This window comes from Prevotella sp. kh1p2, assembly GCF_900111525.1.
Taxonomy (GTDB): Bacteria; Bacteroidota; Bacteroidia; order Bacteroidales; family Bacteroidaceae; genus Prevotella.
In genome coordinates this window covers 313270-331854 of the sequence record NZ_FOHY01000001.1, presented here as the reverse complement: position 1 = coordinate 331854, position 18585 = coordinate 313270, and the positions used below count along the sequence as shown (strand labels likewise).

Annotated in this window: 11 protein-coding genes and 2 rRNA genes; 11 read left to right on the top strand and 2 right to left on the bottom strand. The window is 56.2% G+C overall.

From position 1 onward, the window contains the following. The 5 genes from BMW31_RS01450 to BMW31_RS01430 form a co-directional block, all read left to right on the top strand. Positions 1-280 (top strand): 23S ribosomal RNA (locus tag BMW31_RS01450); the annotation flags it as partial. An 87-nt stretch (positions 281-367) separates the two neighbouring features. After that, positions 368-480, top strand: a 5S ribosomal RNA gene (rrf, locus tag BMW31_RS01445). A gap of 435 nt (positions 481-915) precedes the next feature. Then, positions 916-6591 (top strand): alpha-2-macroglobulin family protein, encoded by a 5676-nt coding sequence (locus tag BMW31_RS01440; protein ID WP_091820185.1) that lies wholly within the window; start codon positions 916-918, stop codon positions 6589-6591. 95 nt (positions 6592-6686) lie between these two features. Beyond that, positions 6687-7292 (top strand): hypothetical protein, encoded by a 606-nt coding sequence (locus BMW31_RS01435; RefSeq protein WP_091820182.1) that lies wholly within the window; start codon positions 6687-6689, stop codon positions 7290-7292. Positions 7293-7413: 121 nt separating this feature from the next. Next, positions 7414-7635, top strand: coding sequence for a DUF2795 domain-containing protein (locus tag BMW31_RS01430; protein ID WP_091820179.1), 222 nt, complete (start codon positions 7414-7416; stop codon positions 7633-7635). A 672-nt stretch (positions 7636-8307) separates the two neighbouring features. On the opposite strand, the gene BMW31_RS01425 is transcribed toward BMW31_RS01430, so the two are convergent. Next, positions 8308-9501, bottom strand: a complete 1194-nt coding sequence (locus tag BMW31_RS01425; protein ID WP_143049125.1) for a carboxypeptidase-like regulatory domain-containing protein — start codon at positions 9499-9501, stop codon at positions 8308-8310. 240 nt (positions 9502-9741) lie between these two features. Between BMW31_RS01425 and BMW31_RS01420 the strand changes: the two genes are divergently transcribed. Genes BMW31_RS01420 through BMW31_RS01395 form a run of 6 tightly spaced genes read left to right on the top strand, consistent with a single transcriptional unit; the run spans position 9742 to position 16205 of the window. Continuing rightward, positions 9742-10680 (top strand): PorP/SprF family type IX secretion system membrane protein, encoded by a 939-nt coding sequence (locus tag BMW31_RS01420; RefSeq protein WP_091820174.1) that lies wholly within the window; start codon positions 9742-9744, stop codon positions 10678-10680. Between the two features lie 47 nt (positions 10681-10727). Next, positions 10728-12179, top strand: a complete 1452-nt coding sequence (locus tag BMW31_RS01415) for a T9SS ring complex lipoprotein PorK/GldK (protein ID WP_091820210.1) — start codon at positions 10728-10730, stop codon at positions 12177-12179. Beyond that, a complete protein-coding gene (gene gldL, locus BMW31_RS01410) occupies positions 12179-12928 on the top strand; it encodes a type IX secretion system motor protein PorL/GldL (RefSeq protein ID WP_091820171.1) in 750 nt (249 codons plus the stop codon). The genes BMW31_RS01415 and gldL overlap by 1 nt, the downstream gene beginning before the upstream one ends. 55 nt (positions 12929-12983) lie before the next feature. Next, positions 12984-14540 (top strand): type IX secretion system motor protein PorM/GldM, encoded by a 1557-nt coding sequence (gene gldM / locus BMW31_RS01405; protein WP_091820169.1) that lies wholly within the window; start codon positions 12984-12986, stop codon positions 14538-14540. Between the two features lie 36 nt (positions 14541-14576). Continuing rightward, positions 14577-15602 (top strand): type IX secretion system ring subunit PorN/GldN, encoded by a 1026-nt coding sequence (gene gldN, locus BMW31_RS01400; RefSeq protein WP_091820167.1) that lies wholly within the window; start codon positions 14577-14579, stop codon positions 15600-15602. A gap of 21 nt (positions 15603-15623) precedes the next feature. Continuing rightward, a complete protein-coding gene (locus tag BMW31_RS01395; RefSeq protein ID WP_091820164.1) occupies positions 15624-16205 on the top strand; it encodes a porin family protein in 582 nt (193 codons plus the stop codon). A 1079-nt stretch (positions 16206-17284) separates the two neighbouring features. Here the strand turns inward: BMW31_RS01395 and BMW31_RS01390 are convergent. Then, on the bottom strand, positions 17285-18568 hold the full coding sequence (locus BMW31_RS01390) for a 3-deoxy-D-manno-octulosonic acid transferase (RefSeq protein WP_091820209.1): 1284 nt from the start codon (positions 18566-18568) through the stop codon (positions 17285-17287). Positions 18569-18585: the final 17 nt, after the last annotated feature.

The window sequence follows — 18585 nt, the reverse complement described above, 5'->3', positions numbered from 1 at the left end:
GTCTCTATCTATCGTGGGCGCAGGAGTTTTGCGTGGTTCGGTCACTAGTACGAGAGGACCGTGACGGACAGACCTCCGGTTTACCGGTTGTGCCGCCAGGTGCACCGCCGGGTATCCGCGTCTGGATTGGATAAGCGCTGAAAGCATCTAAGCGCGAAGCCAGCCGCAAGATGAGAACTCCTTATGAGGGTCGTCCTAGACGAGGACGTTGATAGGGCGCAGGTGTAAAGACGGCGACGTCAAAGCCGAGCGCTACTAATTGCCCGAAACTTTCATCCGGCAGCCGTGCTTCAGTTGTAGGCGAGTTCATCCTCCGGCCTCAGGGCAGGGGGGAGCAGTCATTGTCTGTGTACGATACGTCACCCTTTCAGGTGGCTTTTGCGGTGGTGTTCCACCTCTTCCCATTCCGAACAGAGAAGTTAAGCCCACTTGCGCCGATGGTACTGCAATGCAATGCGGGAGAGTAGGAAGCCGCCTCCTTTTAGAACAGAAGCCTTCAGGACAGCAATGTCTTGGAGGCTTTTTTCGTGCCCTAATCCTTCGTCTTTCCTCGTATGAAATCCCTCGTTGTGGCAGGCGGGAAAACAGGAGCTATGCTTCAAGGCGCTTGAAGGATAGGTTCAAGGCGCTTGATGATGGCAGTCAAGAGGCTTGAAGGATATCTCTGTTATGGCTGATACTGGGGAGAGGGGTGGATACGGCATGGATAACGGGGAATGATGGGCCGAAAGAAGGTGCTTTTCAGCACCGATTGATACAATATTCCGCACTGATTGATACAATATTCAACACCGATTGATACAATATTCCGCATCGATTGATGCAATATTCTGCGGTGAACGGCGTTTAAAGGGTATTGGGAAGCGGGCGCCGTAAGCTCGGACAGGCTTCTGCGAAATGCTAATCTGACGCGTCATGAAAAAGACTTTATTGGTATTCTTATTGCTTTTGGCAGCCGTGGCGATGAGCGGCCAGAGTTACGAAAACCTGTGGCAGCAGTACGTGAACAACCGGGAACTGAAACCGCAGACGGCTCTCAACGAGCTTGACCGGATGATACGCAAGGCCGAAAGCGAAGGTGCTGCCGGCCAGTTGCTCCGTGCCCAGATGGCCAAAGGACAGTTGCTTTCTACCATCTCGCCCGACAGCGTAGCCCCGTTCATTGTGACTGTGAAGCGCCGGGAGGCCGCCTGCCGGCAGAAAAGCCCCGTTCTGGGTGCCGTCTATGCCGCCTTCCTGCACCGCCAGATAGCTTCCGACACGCTCTACCGCCACCTCGCCCTGGCCAACATGCCGCTATTGGCCGCCACCAAGGCATCGGATTTTGCCCCTGCAGTGGAACTTGGTACCGATAGCCGCTACTTCGGCAACGACTTGTTGAGCGTGCTCGGCTACTATGTAGAAGATTTCCGTGCACTCAACTCCTATTATACACGCACCGGAAACCGCACGGCCGCCCTCCTTACCGGCCTCAAGTTGCTTGATGCGAAGCGCCCATCAAACATCACGCAGGCCCACTCTTCGCGTTTTGTTCACTCCCTCGACTCGCTCCGGTCGCTCTATGCAGACCTCGATTTGGCCGCCGAGATAGCCAAAGCCAAGTACCGCGTGCTGGCCGGCTGCACCGATGTAACCGACCAGCAGCGGTACAGCTTCCTTACCGAAGCCCTGCAGCGCTACCGCAACTATGCGCATTTGGAATATCTGAAAAACAGCCTCGCCTACCTGACGAGGCCCTCCTGCAGCCTCAAACTGCTGAAAGACGTGTGCACAACGAGCGACTCCGTGCGCCTTACTTTCCATAACCGCAACCTGCACAGCGCCCAAGTGGCGATATACAGGGTGCTGCTCTCATCGGTCGAGTACGATGCCCTGACCAGCCAGCAGCGTTCTTTCGCCGCGCTGGATTCAGCCGGCAGTCTGCAATACCTGCCCGGTCGCGAGGTCAGCAGGCACTGGCAGGCGGCCCAACCCTATGCCGACAGCGCCGATACGCTGCTCATTGAGCCCCTGCCCGTGGGCATTTATCTGCTGCGTATCACGGCTCCCGAAACCGAAAAAGACACTACCAGCATGCTCCTCCGTGTGAGTAACCTGCGCATGTTGTCGCTGGGGTTGCCCGGAAATAACAGCTGTCGCGTCGTTGTAGTAGATGCCCTGACCGGCCGACCCGTGCCCGGTGCATCCGTGAGGCATGGCGGCAGGCTGTACAACTGCAACTCCGAGGGCGAACTCACGGTAAAGGGCAACGGCAAACCACTGTGGGTTTACACCGATAGTGACCGTGCCTGCCCGGCAGTCAACGCGCATTCGTACAACGATTATGATGACGACGACGAGTCCGTCGACGAACTTTCGCTCTATACGGACCGCCAGGTTTACCGGCCGGGGCAGACGGTCAACGTGGCCGGTATCTATTACCGCCGCCGGCATCGCGACTTCCAGGCGAAGCCGAACAAGCGGCTCACGCTCTCTCTTTACGATGCCAACTCGCAGAAAGTGGCCGAGCAGCAGGTTGTAACCGATGACTTCGGCACCTGCTCTGCTTCCTTCACGCTGCCCTCGGGCGGCCTTACGGGGGCGTTCCTCATAGGTGGAGAAGACGGTTCGGTGTCTTTCTGGGTCGAAGAATACAAGCGCCCCACCTTTGAAGTGACCGTTGATAAGGTAGATTACGCCTACACCGCCGGCGACACGCTGCACCTGCAGGGCCACGCCCGCTCGCTCATGGGCGAGCCGGTACAGCGTGCCGGGGTAGAGTACAGCATCTATCACAGCATTGGTTTCGGCCAACCAGACCTCGACTCCCGTCCCGACACGGTGCTCACTACGCAGACCGACACGGCCGGAAACTTCACCCTGCACGTTCCGCTCACGGCCGATTTCAGCGAGAACAAAGACCTTTCGTACACCTTCCAGGTAGTGGCAAGGGTGACCGATGCGGCCGGCGAGAGCTGCGAAAACCAGCAGTGGTTCCGTCTCCGGGCCAAACCGGTCTCGCTGTCGACCACCTTCTACGACGACCAAATAATGGAGCAGTCGTTTATCGAGCAAGCAAAATTCTTCATCTCGAACAACAACAACACGCACATAGAGGGCCAGCTGAACTATTGGTACAAGGGTTACGAGGGGCAGAAGTTCAGCTGGCGCACCGGCGACAAGGCCGGGTTGCAGCTGCCCTCGGGCTTTGTTGCCGGCCAGTTGCAGCTGGTGGCCGTGTGCCGGGGCGACACCCTGCGCCGCCGCTTCGTGGTGTTTAACAAGCAGCAACGCCGCCCCTGCTACCGTACCGGGCAGTGGTTCTACACCGACAATCCCCTCTTTGACCCCACGGGGCGCACGCCCTCCACCGTCTACATTGGTTCGTCGGAGCGCAATGTGCATGCTTACTACGTGGTGTATTCCAACAGCAGGCGGATAGAAAGCGGCACTTTAGACTTCTCCGACTCCATTTGCGCGCTGCCGTTCAGGTATAAATCCGAGTACGGAGACGGCATCGTGGTGGCCGTGGCGTGGTATCGCAACGGCCGGGGGCATGCCCACACGTTCATGTTGCGTACACCCAGCCCCGACAAAAGCCTGCAGCTGAAGTGGCAAACCTTCCGTAACAGGCTCCGTCCGGGCGACACCGAGGAGTGGCAACTGCGCATCACCAAGCCCGATGGCCGCCCCGCAGCGGCTCAACTCATGGCAACGCTCTACGATAAGGCCCTCGACCGCGTGGCCGGTAAGCATGAGTGGGAGTTCTCTACCGATTTTAACCGGGCCCTGCCCAGCGTGGAGTGGGAGTTCTCTCGCTCCACATGGTCCTGGCAGAGCATGGCTGCCAAGCCGCAACTGGTGCCCGAAACCGGGCTTGCCTTGAGCCAACTGGCCCTTGGCGGACTGCTGGGCATGGTGCAAGGAACCGTTACCGATGCCTACGGCGAACCTGTTATAGGCTGCACGGTACAAGTGCCGGGAACCCAGCGGGCCACGGTAACCGACATGGATGGCCGCTTCTCCATCCGCGCCTCGGTAGGAGAGGTGCTGCAATTCAGGTACATCGGCATGGAGACAAAGGAGCTGGCGGTTGCTTTAGGCGCAATGGACGTGATGATGGAAGACTCTGGTGCAGACCTCCAAGAAGTGGTGGTGGGCTATGGAAAGGGCAACTCGCGGAGCACGCACTACACGGGGGCTGCCGTTGAGTATGCGCTGGCGGGGTCGGTACGCGGCCTTTCGTCGCCCCTGTACGGTAGCAGGGCTGCCGCAGAAACCTCCCTGATAGTTGACGCCGACAGGCTTTCGGCCGGCTCGTCCGAGGCTGCCGACCCGCTGCGAGGCCTTCCGGTACGCGAGAACCTGAACGAGACGGCCTTCTTCATGCCGCGTCTCGTGGCCGATGCCGATGGCAAGGTGAGCATCCGCTTCACCGCTCCGGAGAGCATCACGGCCTGGCGCTTCCTCGGATTGGCACACACCCGCAACCTCGACTACGGGCTGATAGGGGCCGATGCCACCACGAGTAAGGACTTCATGGTGCAGCCCAACCAGCCCCGCTTCCTGCGGGTAGGCGACCGCGGAACCATCAGTGCCCGCATCTTCAATACCACTAAACGGGCCATAAAGGGCGCTGCACTCCTGCAACTCATCGACCCCGAGACCGAGCGAACTGTCTACCAGCAGCGTTCGGAGTTCTCTGCACCGGCCTCGGGGCAGCAAAGTGTGACCTTCGACTATACGCCGCAACCCGCTGACCCGTCGCTGCTCATCTGCAAGATTGTGGCCTCGGCGGGCGGCGCAAGCGACGGCGAACAACACTATCTGCCCGTTGTAATGAACCGGGAACTGTCGTTGCGCACCTTTACTTTTACCCTTACGGAGCCCGGCGAGCGCAGTTTCGACCTGCGCGAGCTCTTCCCCACGCCCGACAAAGACAACCTGCTGACGGTGGAATACACTGCTAACCCGTCGTGGCTGCTCATTCCCGCCCTGCATCGTTATGCCCATCCGTGGGACGACTGCGCCCTCTGTCAGGCCGGTTCCTACTACGTCAACACCCTGGCCCGCCACATCCTGACCTCCGTTCCCGCCGTAAAAACGGCCGTGAAGGAATGGGAGAAAGACACAACCATGGTGAGTCCGCTGCAGCGGAACGAGCAGGTAAAGAACATACTGCTGGCCGAAACGCCGTGGGTAGCAGCCTCGCAGCGGGAGACAAGGCAAGGAGCAGAGCTGGCCGACTTCTTCCGCGAGGGCCGCATCAACGCCGAGCTGCATTCCGCCCTGCGCAAGTTGCGGCGGCTGCAGCGCACGGACGGCTCCTGGAGCTGGTTCCCCGGAATGGACGGCAGCTTCTATGTAACGCTCTCGGTTGCCGAAACGCTGGCCCGTCTCGGCACCATTACGGGTAACGACAAAGATGTGGCAGAGTTGCTGCAGCCGGCCTTCGGCTACCTTGGAAAGCAAATCGTGAAGGCCGAAGCCGACCTCCGCAAGCGTGGCGAGAGGCAGTTGACGGCCGACATGCTGGAGTATCTCTACACCTGCGCTATCGCCCGGCCGCCTCTCCCGCCCGATGTGCAGGCCGCCAACGCGCGCCTCATCGGGCTCATAGAGGCCAACGAGCCCCTGCAGTCCATGCTGGCGCGGGCGCTGAGTGCCGTCATCCTCTACCATGCTGGCCACGCCGAGAAGGCCCGCACCTACGTGGAAAGCCTGAAAGAGCACACCGTTTACCGCGACGACAGGGGCCGTTACTTCGACAGCCCGCGTGCTGTGGCGTCCTGGCGCAGCTATAAGATACCCACGCAGGTGGCTGCCATCGAGGCCATGCAGCTGGTAACGCCGGCCGACAGCATGACCATTGGCCAGATGCAGCGCTGGCTCTTGCAGGAAAAACGTACCCAGTATTGGGAGAACTCCGTAGTAACGGTAGACGCCGTGCATGCCTTCATGGCCGGCCGCAGCAATGTCTTCAGCACCCGCATATCGCCTTTCAGCATCGAGGCTGATGCCAACGTCCACGCTTCTCCTGCCGCCGCGGCCGTTGGTTACCTAAAGGAGACGGTGCTGCCCGATGGCGGCACGCGCCTTACCATCAAGAAGGAGGCGCCCGGCATGAGCTGGGGAACGGTCTACGCGCAGCGCATGAGCCCGGCTGCCGACATCGAACCATCGGGCACAGAGCTGCATGTAAAGCGCGAAATCGTGAAAAACGGGCGCGTGGTGGCGGCCAACGGCATGGCCGAAGCGGAGCCTCTGCGCGTTGGCGACAAGGTTACGGTGCGGCTGACGATTACCGCCGAGCGCGACCTCGACTTCGTGCAGGTGAGCGACAAGCGGCCGGCGTGCCTGGAACCCGTGGGCCAACAGAGCGGTTACGACCCCACGCTGCGCTGTTACTGCAGCCCCAAGGACACGCAGACGCAATACTTCTTCGACAAACTCCGCAAGGGCAGGTGGGTGATAGAGCACCCTTACTTCGTTGACCGAGCCGGAACATACGCCTCGGGCACCGTGACCGTGCAGTGCGCTTATGCCCCGGAGTTCTACGGAACCGAAGGAACGGTGGTGCTCAAGAGCCTCCCGCAGGCCTCCTTGCCATAGCTACTGGCGCGCCGCCGACAGGCTTTCGCAGCCGTAAATGAGTTTAAGCGCAGCGCAGGCAGCCGTTTCGGGAGATTTTGCGTATATTTGCAACCATGAATGTTTGTACCAGATTAAACCGCCTGCTGCACGGAGTGGGCCATGCAAAGGGCTACGGCGTGCAGTCGCCGGCAGCCTATCAGTTCGTGCGGCAGGTGCTCTTTGCCCCCGCCGACCCTGCCGTCAGCGATGCCATCGGCAACCAGTGGCCCCGCATGGACAGGCGTACGCGCCGCCTGGGCGAGCTGTATTTCCGCCTCGCCCGCCATCTGCAGCCCGGCCTCGTGGTAGATTTTGCCCCTGCGGCCGATGCCTGCCGGGCTTATCTGACGGCCGGATGTCCCGATGCGGTGATGCAGGCTGTGCCGCCTGGGCAGAAGTTCAGCGATTACAGCGAGCTGGTTCAACAGTTGGGAACCATCGACCTGGCCCGCATCACCCTGTCCGATGGCTGCGACGGTTTTGTGGAATCGGCGCTTGACAACGCCTCTGCAGCGTCGGTCTTCATCATCGAGAACATCTGGCGCGACGACCTCTCGCGCCTCTGGTGGGACGAGTTGCGCCGTGACGAACGCGTCTCCGTGAGCTACGACCTGTACCTCTGCGGCCTGCTCACCTTCAATCCAAAACTCTACAAGCGCACCTATCTCCTCAATCTTTGATGCCTTCATGTTTTTAATGTTTATTTGTACATGCTGCAAAAAAACATGTCCAAAAACTTGCGGTTTCAGCTAAAAGTGTTATTTTTGCATGCAAATTAAACCTTGAAAGTATTAAAACATTATGTATTGGACGCTTGAATTGGCTTCAAAACTTGAAGACGCACCCTGGCCTGCAACGAAGGAAGAGTTGATAGACTATGCCATTCGTTCCGGTGCTCCTCTCGAGGTGCTCGAGAACTTGCAGGAAATAGAGGATGAGGGCGAGGTATATGACAGCATCGAAGATATTTGGCCCGACTATCCCTCCAAGGATGACTTCCTCTGGAACGATGATGAATACTAACATTCTGATGTGAATAGACAAGGGGATACGCCACCAGGCGTGTCCCCTTTTTGCGTCTTTTTAGGTGTTGAAAGACGCCTTCGGCAACTTTCGACACTTGTCGCACGATTGTGTGACAGGTGTCGAATTCATGTGCGACAAGTGTCGAAAGTTCCCGAAGCATAGTTTTTGCCTCCCGTTAGTTGAAATGTCGCTACCGTTTAAAGACAGAGTAACAAAGTAGTTTTTTGCTTGCTGCGGGGGTTAAAAGACAGAGTAACAGAGTTGTTTTTTACTTGCTGCGGGGGTTAAAAGACAGAGTAACAAAGTAGTTTTTTGCTTGCTGCGGGGCTTAAAAGACAGAGTAACAAAGTAGTTTTTTACTTGCTGCGGGGGATAAAAGACAGAGTAACAAAGTAGTTTTTTACTTGCTGCGGGGTATAAAAGACAGAGTAACAGAGTTGTTTTTTACTTGCTGCGGGGTTGTTTGCTTGCAGAAACATGCAAAAGGCTACAAGCAGCAAGTCTGACTGGTATCCTCCCCTTGGAAAGGGGAGGCGGAGGAGGGGATGATAATAGGGTTTCACTCAATCGGTTGCTGCGTGTATCATCCCCTACTAACCTCCACTTGTAAAGGTGGAGAGCAGCTGCTAAGCGCTTGGTTGTTCTGAATTACAAGCAGTAAACGACGTTTTAATTGGATGGTAGCTTCGGGATGGTAGCTTGTGTTTCGCCAAACAGCTTGTAGTGTCGCGGCATTTCCTTTTGTATGGCTACTCTATTGCGCGCATGACGCTTTGACTCGGTGTAAATGATGGCCCAATGGATTTCGTGTGGAACATCGTAAAAGCGTGATGTGGGTGCATCTTGTGTTGGGCTAAGTGCTAACGATGCCTCCCTGTTAACAAAGTATTGGATGAGTTGCTTGTGCTTGGCTGAAGCCAATTTGTTGTAGTTTGACCGTTTTTCAAAATACTTGAAGGTGACAGACTGCGGGTAGTATATGCCGTTGATGTTCTGAAAACGGATGGTGTTGTCAATGGTCCAGTCTTCGTATTCCAGGCCAATGGCAAGTTTGGCAACTGAGAGCACAAATGAATTCATTTTGTGATTGAGGTTATAGGTCAACCCTGTAGTGTGCCGTGCTTCTATGATGGCACAGGTTGTTGTGTCCATCAGAATGTATCCCTTGTCCTCTTTGAACCGTTCAGACCAAAAGTTAATCTGTACGATTGACCGGTTGTCGTTGTCGTACTCCTTGTTTTCGCCGAACCGATGTCTCTTTATGAACTTGCTGTCCAGCTCGGTCACGGCATTCTCATACAGCATTAGCTGCATGTCATAGAAGTCTGGTCCGGCTGTTGTATCTTTGTACTGGATGATATTCAGGTCAGGACTTATCCGGTACATGCTGTCTTTCTGGATGTGAGCCGTTGAGGGGATGTACATCAAACCTTTGCTCTGGAAAGCGTATCCGGAAGAGTCGCCCACGTTGGTCTTGTTGTATTCGTAGCGCATCTGGCTGTCGGCTGTTTGGTAAAGGGTGCCTTTGTTTTCAAGAAAGGTGCGGAGTTTCTTCCTTATCCATTGCGGTTCGCTGTTGTTAACAACGACTTCGGGCAGTAATTCATATTTAGGTTTGAGGAAGATGGTGTCCTTCAGGTGAGAAATCTGTTGTTGTTCGTAGTTGATATGCGATACAGTGAGCTCGCGGAAAGGGAATGACACGGTAAAGGAACCATTCTCATCAGAAGATGTTGCCAGTACATTGCCGCCTTGGTTGGTGTAGATACTGGCATGGGATATGGGCAGTTGGTTGTCTTTATCCCAGAGTATTCCTCTTTGGGCATTCGAAGAAAGAGCATATACAACACATAATGCCGCCAAGAAAGTCCTTTGTTTCATGGAAATAAATCGATAAATAGTTTTATGAATGACAAAAGTAGCAATAACCAATGGGTTTGTCTGCTTATTTACAGATTATTATAGTTATTTTAAGAAGTGACAACAAATGTCAATGCCGGTAGGGTACAAGGAACGTGCGTTGGGCAGGGAGCGGGACGGACAGGTGGGAATGATAAGCGCGGACTGATACAATAAAAGCGGAGGGACAAGCGTTATAAGAGCGTGTTTAAAAAGATTTTCACCCTCATAGGCGTGTTCCTCTGCGGCTTGCAGGCCGTGCGGGCGCAGTACGACGTCAGCTTCAGTCACTATTTCGACCTGGAGCCGTCGTTCAATGCGGCGGCTGTAGGCAAGCAGTCCAAAATAAACATCACCGGTGCCTATGCCCTCGACATGGTCGGCTTTGAGCATAATCCACGCACGATGTACGTGGCCGCGGACATGCCTCTGTACTTCCTGAAGGCTTACCACGGCGTAGGCGTGCAGCTGATGAACGACAAGATAGGCCTCTTTAACCACAAGCGGCTGGCCGTGCAGTATGCCTACAAGCACGCGCTGCTGGGCGGAACGGTGAGCGTGGGCGTGCAGGCAGGACTGCTGAGCGAGAACTTCGACGGCACCAAACTGGACCCCGAGGACGCCAGCGACCCTGCGTTGATAGGGTCGGAGGTGTCGGGTTCGGGGCTCGATTTGGGTCTGGCGCTCTACTACATGCACGGTCCCTGGTACGTGGGTGTGTCGGGGCAGCATCTTAACGGGCCGCTCATAGAGCTCGGCGACCGCAATGAACTGCAGATAGACCGCACGTATTATTTAACGGGAGGATACAATATTAAACTCAGAAATCCGTTTTTAACAATAAAGCCGTCGGTACTCGTGCGCACTGACGGAACCGCCTACCGGGCTGACATCACAGGAAGGCTGGTCTATACGAACGAGAAGAGGACCCTCTACGGAGGCGTATCGTACAGCCCCACCAACTCGGTTACGTTTCTGGTTGGCGGCAGTTTCCACGGTGTAGTGGTGGGTTACAGCTACGAACTCTACACATCGGCCATTGGACCGGGCAACGGCAGCCACGAACTGTTTGTGGGTTACCAGCTGGATGTGAACCTTGTAAAGAAGGGACGGAACCGCCACCAGAGCGTGCGAATACTGTAACGGCGTACCCGAGAGAAAGAGATAAAGATTAAATGACATACAAGAATATGAAGAAAAGTGTTGCGGCCATGCTGGCCGTTGCCGTTTCGCTGACCCTCACAGCCTGCTTCGGCAGCAAGTCAATGTCTTCTTCCGGCAGGGGAGGAGAGGTTATCGGCGTTGGCGGAGGCAAGGCCTTCTCGGAGCCAACGCCCTACGGAATGACGAAGATAGACCGCGGCTACCTGCGCATGGGCCTGCTCAAGGAAGACAGCCTGTGGGGTAAGGCCACGCCGGTAAAGGACATCTCCGTCGACGGATTCTGGATGGATGAGACCGAAGTGACCAATTCCAAGTACAAGCAGTTCGTGAAGTGGGTGACCGACAGCATCCTGCGCACCCGCCTGGCCGACCCTGCATACGCCGGCGACGAGACCTACATGATAACCGAAGACAAGTACGGTGACCCCGTGACGCCGCACCTGAACTGGAAGAAACCGCTGCCCCGCAAGCCCAACGAGGACGAGCAGCGGGCTTACGAGAGCCTGTACGTAACCAATCCGGTAACGGGCGAGAAGCTCATCGACTACCGCCAGCTGAACTACCGGTACGAGATTTACGACTATACAGCTGCCGCCCTGCGCCGCAACCGCATGAACCCACAGGAGCGCTCGTTCAATACCGACGTGACGGTAAACCCCGATGAAACGGTCATGATATCCAAGGACACGGCGTACGTTGACGACTCCGGCAACATTGTTCGCGAGACCATCAACCGCGAACGCACCGGTCCGTGGGACTTCCTGAATACCTACATCGTGAACGTATATCCCGACACCACGTGCTGGGTCAACGACTTCAAGAACTCGGACAACGAGACCTACCTGCGCAACTACTTCAGCAACCCCGCCTACAACGACTATCCGGTGGTGGGAGTAACGTGGGAACAGGCCAACGCCTTTTGTGCCTGGCGCACCGAATACCTACTCAAAGGCCTCGGATCCGAAGCTCGCTACGTGCAGCGTTACCGCTTGCCCACCGAAGCCGAGTGGGAGTATGCCGCCCGAGGCAAAGATGGAACGGAGTTTCCCTGGGAGAACAAAGACGTAAAGAACGGCGACGGCTGCTTCTATGCCAACTTTAAACCCGACCGCGGAAACTACACCAAGGACGGCAACCTCATCACCAGCAAGGCCGGCATCTACGCATCAAACAGCAACGGACTGTACGACATGGCCGGCAACGTGGCCGAGTGGACCAGCACCATCTACACCGAATCGGGCGTTGACGCCATGAACGACCTCAACCCCGAGCTCACTTACAACGCCGCCAAGGAAGACCCGTACAGGCTGAAGAAGAAGAGCGTGCGCGGCGGCTCGTGGAAAGACCCCGAGTCGTACATACGGAGTGCGTGGCGAACGTGGGAATACCAGAACCAGCCTCGTTCCTACATAGGCTTCCGGTGCGTACGAAGTCTGGCCAATACAACAAGTGGTAAACAGAAAAAAAGCAAAAGATAATGGCTGAATACAGTAAATACAATATCGTTTATCGTCTGCAGAAGTGGATGGATAGCGTGCCCGGGCAGACGTTCCTGAACTATGCCTACAGCTGGGGAGCCTCCATCGTCATCCTGGGTACTCTCTTCAAGCTCACCCACTTGCCGGGAGCAAACATCATGCTCTTTATCGGCATGGGCACCGAAGTGTGCGTTTTCTTCATCTCGGCATTCGACCGTCCGTTCGATAAAACAGCCGACGGACGCGACCTTCCCACCCATCTCACGGAAGAGTATCTGGAGAGCGGCCAGGCCGAACCTGCCGTTCAAGCCTCTCGAAGGTATCCTTCGGCGGCCTTGAACACGGCATCCAAGGAGCTTGAAGGACACGTCTCTCCCGCCGCCCGTACAGACTACGTTCCGCAGATGACCAGCGAGGAGGCCCAAACTCTTAACGAGGCACAGGCCAACTATGTGGAAGAACTCAGGAAACTGGTGGATACCTTGGGCAAGGTTAACGAGCAGAGCGCCCGCCTGACGCGTGACAGTGAGGAGATGGAGAACCTGAACCGCACCCTTACCGGCATCACCAAGGTGTACGAGATGCAGCTCAAGAGCGCCAGCCGGCAGATAGGCACCATCGACGAAATAAACGACCAGAGCAAGAAGATGGCCCAGCAGATAGAACAGCTGAACAAGATTTACGCCCGCATGATAGAGGCCATGACGGTTAACATGAACGCGGCGGGTCACAACAACATACAAGGTTAGCCCCCTGCTGCTGCCCCCGCAGCCCGCAGCCGGCTATGAACCTGAACCCACAGACATGGCAATAAAGAAACGACCGATATCTCCACGCCAGAAGATGATTAACCTCATGTACGTCGTCTTGATGGCAATGCTCGCGCTCAACATCTCTACCGAGGTGCTCAACGGCTTCTCGATAGTGGAAGAAAGCCTGAACCGCACCACCTCGAACGCGTCGAAGGAGAACGAAGCTCTGTTCGGTAACTTCGCCGACCAGATGAAGGCAAACCCCGAGAAGGTGCGCGCCTGGTTCGAGAAAGCTACCGAGGTGAAGCAGATGAGCGACTCGCTTTACGACCTGGCGCAGCAACTCAAGGAGGCCATCGTGCGCGAGGCCGACGGCAGCGACGGCAATGTGCGCGACATCCGGAATACCGACAACCTGGAAGCTGCAGGCATTGTGATGCTCGCCCCGGGGTCAGGCAAGGGCAAGCAGCTGTACAGGGCCGTGAACAGTTACCGCGAACGCATCCTCTCCATGATAACCGACCCGCACCAGCGGCAGATTATCGAGAGCAACCTAACCACCAAACTGCCGGCCAAGGCACATACTATGGGCAAGAATTGGCAGGAATACATGTTCGAAGACATGCCCGTGGCAGCGGCCGTAACGCTGTTGTCGAAGCTGCAGAACGACGTGCGCTACGCCGAGGGCGAGGTGCTTCACACCCTCGTCTCGCAAGTTGACGTGAAGGACATCCGCGTGAACAAGCTCGATGCCTTTGTCATTCCGGAGAAGACGGTGCTCTATCCGGGCGAGCGCTTCAATGCCAATATCGTCATGGCAGCCGTAGACACCACGCAGCAACCGGAGGTTTACGTCAACGGTTCGCGTGTAAACACGGCCCGCGGGCAGTACACCTTCATGGCCGGAGGGGTGGGTGAGCACCAGTTCAGCGGCTATATCATGATGCACAATGCTAACGGCGACGTGCTGCGCCGTAACTTCCGGCAGTCGTACAGCGTCATTCCGGCACCCAACGGAGCCACCGTAGCAGCCGACCTGATGAATGTTCTCTACGCCGGATTCAGCAACCCCATCAGCGTGAGCGTGCCCGGTGTGCCGGCCAATGCGGTGTCGGTATCCATGCAGGGCGGCTCGCTCACGGCCCGTGGTAACGGCCATTACGTGGCCGTTCCGTCGGCAGTGGGGCGCGACGTAACCATCAACATCACGGCCAACGACAAGGGTCAGGTGCGCCGCATGCCACCTTTCGTGTTCCATGTGCGCAAACTGCCCGACCCAACGGCCTACATCAACGTGGGCACCACGCGCTTCAAGAGCGGTCCGCTGGCTAAGGCGTCGCTCATGGGAGCCACCGGCATACAGGCTGCCATCGACGACGGACTGCTCGACATACCCTTCCGCGTGCTGGGATTTGAGACCGTTTTCTTCGATAACATGGGCATGGCAGTGCCCATGGCATCATCAGGAGCGTCGTTCTCCGAGCGCCAACGCGAGCAGTTCCGCAAGCTCTCGCGCAACCGCCGCTTCTACATTAACCGCGTGAGGGCCGTGGGTCCCGACGGCATTACGCGCACCCTGCCCGGCTCCATGGAGATTATCGTCAGGTAACGGGATTGAAATACGGACATCAAACATAACAAGATAATGAAACGCATATTATTCATACTGCTGGCAGCCTGCATGGTGCAGGCCGTTGCTGCCCAGCCCGAGCGGCGCAGGGCACAGCAGGAGGCTGCGGCAAGGAGCAACGCCAACAACATTACTCCGCGCGCCCAGCTCACCTTCCCCACCGAGGCAGGCATGTCGGAGGACGTGGTCTGGCGCCGCGACATCTACCGACTGCTCGACCTGAACGACGATGCAAACGCCGGACTCTACTATCCCGTGGAGCCTGTAGGCAGCCAGATGAACCTCTTTACCTACATCTTCAAGCTCATGATGACGGGCAACATCCGCGCCTACGAGTACCGGCTTGACGGCAACGAGGTGTTTAACGACGAGGCGAGGGTGAAGCCGCTGGCCTTTCTCGACGACCATCACATCTTCTACGAGCGCACGGACAGAGGCGTACATCTGGACGACAGCGACATTCCCTCGCGCGAGGTGAAGTCTTATTATATTAAGGAGAGCGCCTACTACGACCAGTCCACGGCCACCTTCCACACCAAGGTGCTGGCCTTGTGCCCCATCATGGAGCGCGAAGACGACTTCGGCGAGGGTGCCACCAAGTACCCCCTGTTCTGGGTGAAGTACGAAGACATTGCGCCGTTCCTTACCAAGCAGACCATCATGACGAGCAATTTGAACAACGCGGCCATAATGAGTGTGGACGATTACTTTACCCGCAACCTCTACAAGGGCAAGATATACAAGACCAACAACATGCTCGGCAAGACGCTGGCACAGTACTGCACAACCGATTCTGCCATGACCCGGGAGCAGAAACGGATAGAAGCAGAGATACGGGAGTTTGAGAAAAACATGTGGGGCGACCCCGTTCGGAAGGACTCCTTGGACAGTATTGCCAAGTTAGATAAAAAGGAACTCAAGGCCCGTAAGCGCACCAACCGCCGCAGCAGCACAAGTGTGCGCCGCGCGCGCCGTTCTTCCGGCAGCAGTTCTTCAACCTCTTCGGCACCCCGAGTGACGGTTCGCCGGCAGAGACATTAATCATTTTAAACCATTATTATTATGAAAAAGTTGTTTTCAGCGGTCATCATCGCCCTGGCGTTGATGTTTTCGGTCAATGCCAACGCACAGTTGCAGTTTGGCGTTAAGGGCGGACTGAATGTCACGCAGATGTCATTCAACCGCGATGTTCTGAACTCTTCGAACCGTGCCGGCTTCTATATCGGCCCCACGGTCAAGTTCACTCTCCCCATTGTAGGTCTCGGAGTAGACGCCTCGGCACTGTATGACCAGCGCTCGGCCACCGTCGAGGTAGCCGATGCCGGTGAGGAGAAGCTCACCCAGAAGCAGATTATCCTGCCCATCAACCTGCGTTACACCATCGGACTGAGCAGCGTAGCGAGCCTCTACTTCTTTGCAGGACCGCAGTTCGGGTTCAATGTCGACAAGGATAACGACGCCGACTGGACCTGGAAGGGGTCAAACATAAGCGCCAACCTGGGCGGCGGCGTCATGCTGCTCAACCATCTGCAGGCCAACGTGAACTACAATATCGGCTTCGGAAAGACGGGCGAATTCAAGGCCTCGGAGCTGGGTCACGGCCGTTCCAACGGCTGGCAGATAGGCTTGGCCTACTACTTTTAAGGTTCCGGAACCCATCGCCGGTTCCTCTGAATGTATAAAGGACAGATGTCTCCACAGTGAGATGTCTGTCTTTTTTTGTGGGTGTTAGGTGGTGGGGGATTGGGTGATAGGTGTTGGGTGATGGGTGTTGGTGGTTGGATTTATTGGGTGTTAGGTGGCGGGTGATGAACATTAGGACTTTGATTTTCTTTGTATTTGGTGTTGATGGAGTGATTGTTAGAGCATAAAATAATGCGAGTTGGATATTGATAGGGTAGGAGCCGCTTGTTAAATCATCCCCTCCTGCACCTCCCCTTTCTAAGGGGAGGAAGCTATGCCGTCATTTCTTGTTATATGCTTCGCCCCCTTTCACTCTCTGCCTCTCCCTAATCAGTAAAGCGACCGCAGCCCCCCTGAATATCCAAAAGCCAGCCACGGTTCCTCCCCTTAGAAAGGGGAGGTTAGGAGGGGATGATGAAGTGAGCAGCAAAAGCAAGGGAATGGTTTAAATGGGGAGGATATGCAAGCTGCTCAATGGTTTTCTTGCTGCCCGTCATCCCCTCCTCCGCCTCCCCTTTCCAAGGGGAGGTTACCGGTTTGTTTTGTGGGTACTGATGTGCTATCTGTTACTACCAAGATGCAACCTCGCAGCAGTTTAAATATACTCTGTTACTCTGTCTTTTATTGAGTTGTTGCCACGGTTCCTCCCCTTAGAAAGGGGAGGTTAGGAGGGGATGATGATTTGGCGGCAGAACAAATACGAAAAAAAGGTACGAATGATAGAAGCAGGAACTTTCGACACTTGTCGCACATGAATTCGACAGGTGTCGCACAATCGTTTGACACTTGTCAAAAGTTCCCGAAGGGATGCAATGAGCGGACGGCAGGTATCGGAAAAGACCCAAAAAACCGCCCATTTTTCCGTCTGTTGCCACCGTTAAGACGCATGTCTGCATTCTTCCCAGCCTCTTGTACTGCTTCTTTCTAAATAAAGGCAATGCTGCGGAAGAGCTTTGGAGTGGGTTTGCCTACGTGATAGAGCAATCGCGCAAAGCTGTAGAACCGAACAGTCTGCCCGGACGGTGATAGATGGCAGTGGGCTATAAGTTGACCGAGCGCAGGATGAGTTGGGTGGCTCCGGCGCGGCTCTTGACAAACTGGCCGGCGCTGTTGCCGGCCTGCTGCAGGAAGGGAGCATCGCTGCTGAAGCGGTTCATGAGGCTCACAAACCCCGGATAGTCGGTTATCTCGAAGCCGCCTTGCGCCGTCAGCAGCCCTTGGGCCTCGTGGAACTGGCGGTTGTTGGGGCCGAAGACAACGGGAATGTCCCATACCCCGGCCTCCAACACGTTGTGTATGCCCACGCCGAAACCGCCGCCCACGTAGGATACTGTGCCGTAGCGGTAGATGCTGGAGAGCAGACCAAAGCAGTCGATGATGAGGCAATCGGCCGCTGCTGCACTCTCCTCCGTGGCCTGGGTGTAGCGCACGACGCGGCCGTCGAGCTTGGCGACAATCTGCGAAAGGTGCTCCTCGTCTATTACGTGCGGTGCTATGATGAGCTTCCAGTCCTTGTGCACGTTGAAATAACGGATGAAGATGTCCTCATCAGGTGGCCAACTGGAGCCTGCGATGAAGACTTTTGGGGCTTGGGTGATGGGTGATGGGGGCTGGGTGTTGGGTGTTGGGGGCTGGGTGTTGGGTGACGGGTGATGGTGCAGGAAGGCCTCAACAAGGGGCAGGCACTTGCTGGCTTCCTTGATTTGGAGCACGCGGTCGAAGCGTGTATCGCCGCTAACGGTCACGTTGTCGAGCCCGATGCCGTGGAGCAAAGACTTGCTTATCTGGTTCTGAACGAAGAAGTGGGTAAAGCATTTCAGCACCCGTCCGTACTGCGCACCGTACCATTTGAAGAATACCTGGTCGGGCCTGAAGATGCTGCTCACGCTGTACACGGGTACGCCCCGGTGCTTGAGGATGTGCAGGTAGTTGTACCAGAACTCGTACTTGATGAAGAATGCCATCTCCGGACGCACCGCCCGCAGGAAGCGGCGGGCATTGCGGATGGTGTCCAGAGGCAGGTAACAGACGATGTCGGCTCCCTCGTAGTTCTTCCGCACCTCGTAACCGGAGGGCGAGAAGAAGGTGAGCAGAATTCTGTATTCAGGGTGTTGGCGGCGTATCTGCTCCATAAGAGGGCGCCCCTGTTCGAACTCTCCGAGCGATGCTGCATGGAACCAGATGTAACGGGCATTGGGGTCAACGCGCTCCTTGAGTATCTTCACGGCCTGTCGTTCGCCGCACCACATCTTCTTCACCTTCTTGTTGAAGAGGGAGACTACGGCTACGCCACACAGATACAGGTAGATGACAAGATTGTACATATATTCTTTCTGGGGCC

What these genes read in the sequence shown, in the direction of transcription:
- BMW31_RS01440 (WP_091820185.1), top strand. Translation starts at nt 916, where the DNA reads ATGAAAAAGACTTTATTGGTATTCTTATTGCTTTTGGCAGCCGTGGCG.
- BMW31_RS01395 (WP_091820164.1), top strand. Translation starts at nt 15,624, where the DNA reads ATGAAAAAGTTGTTTTCAGCGGTCATCATCGCCCTGGCGTTGATGTTT.
- gldN (WP_091820167.1), top strand. Translation starts at nt 14,577, where the DNA reads ATGAAACGCATATTATTCATACTGCTGGCAGCCTGCATGGTGCAGGCC.
- BMW31_RS01415 (WP_091820210.1), top strand. Translation starts at nt 10,728, where the DNA reads ATGAAGAAAAGTGTTGCGGCCATGCTGGCCGTTGCCGTTTCGCTGACC.
- gldM (WP_091820169.1), top strand. Translation starts at nt 12,984, where the DNA reads ATGGCAATAAAGAAACGACCGATATCTCCACGCCAGAAGATGATTAAC.
- gldL (WP_091820171.1), top strand. Translation starts at nt 12,179, where the DNA reads ATGGCTGAATACAGTAAATACAATATCGTTTATCGTCTGCAGAAGTGG.
- BMW31_RS01435 (WP_091820182.1), top strand. Translation starts at nt 6,687, where the DNA reads ATGAATGTTTGTACCAGATTAAACCGCCTGCTGCACGGAGTGGGCCAT.
- BMW31_RS01430 (WP_091820179.1), top strand. Translation starts at nt 7,414, where the DNA reads ATGTATTGGACGCTTGAATTGGCTTCAAAACTTGAAGACGCACCCTGG.
- BMW31_RS01390 (WP_091820209.1), bottom strand. Translation starts at nt 18,568, where the DNA reads ATGTACAATCTTGTCATCTACCTGTATCTGTGTGGCGTAGCCGTAGTC.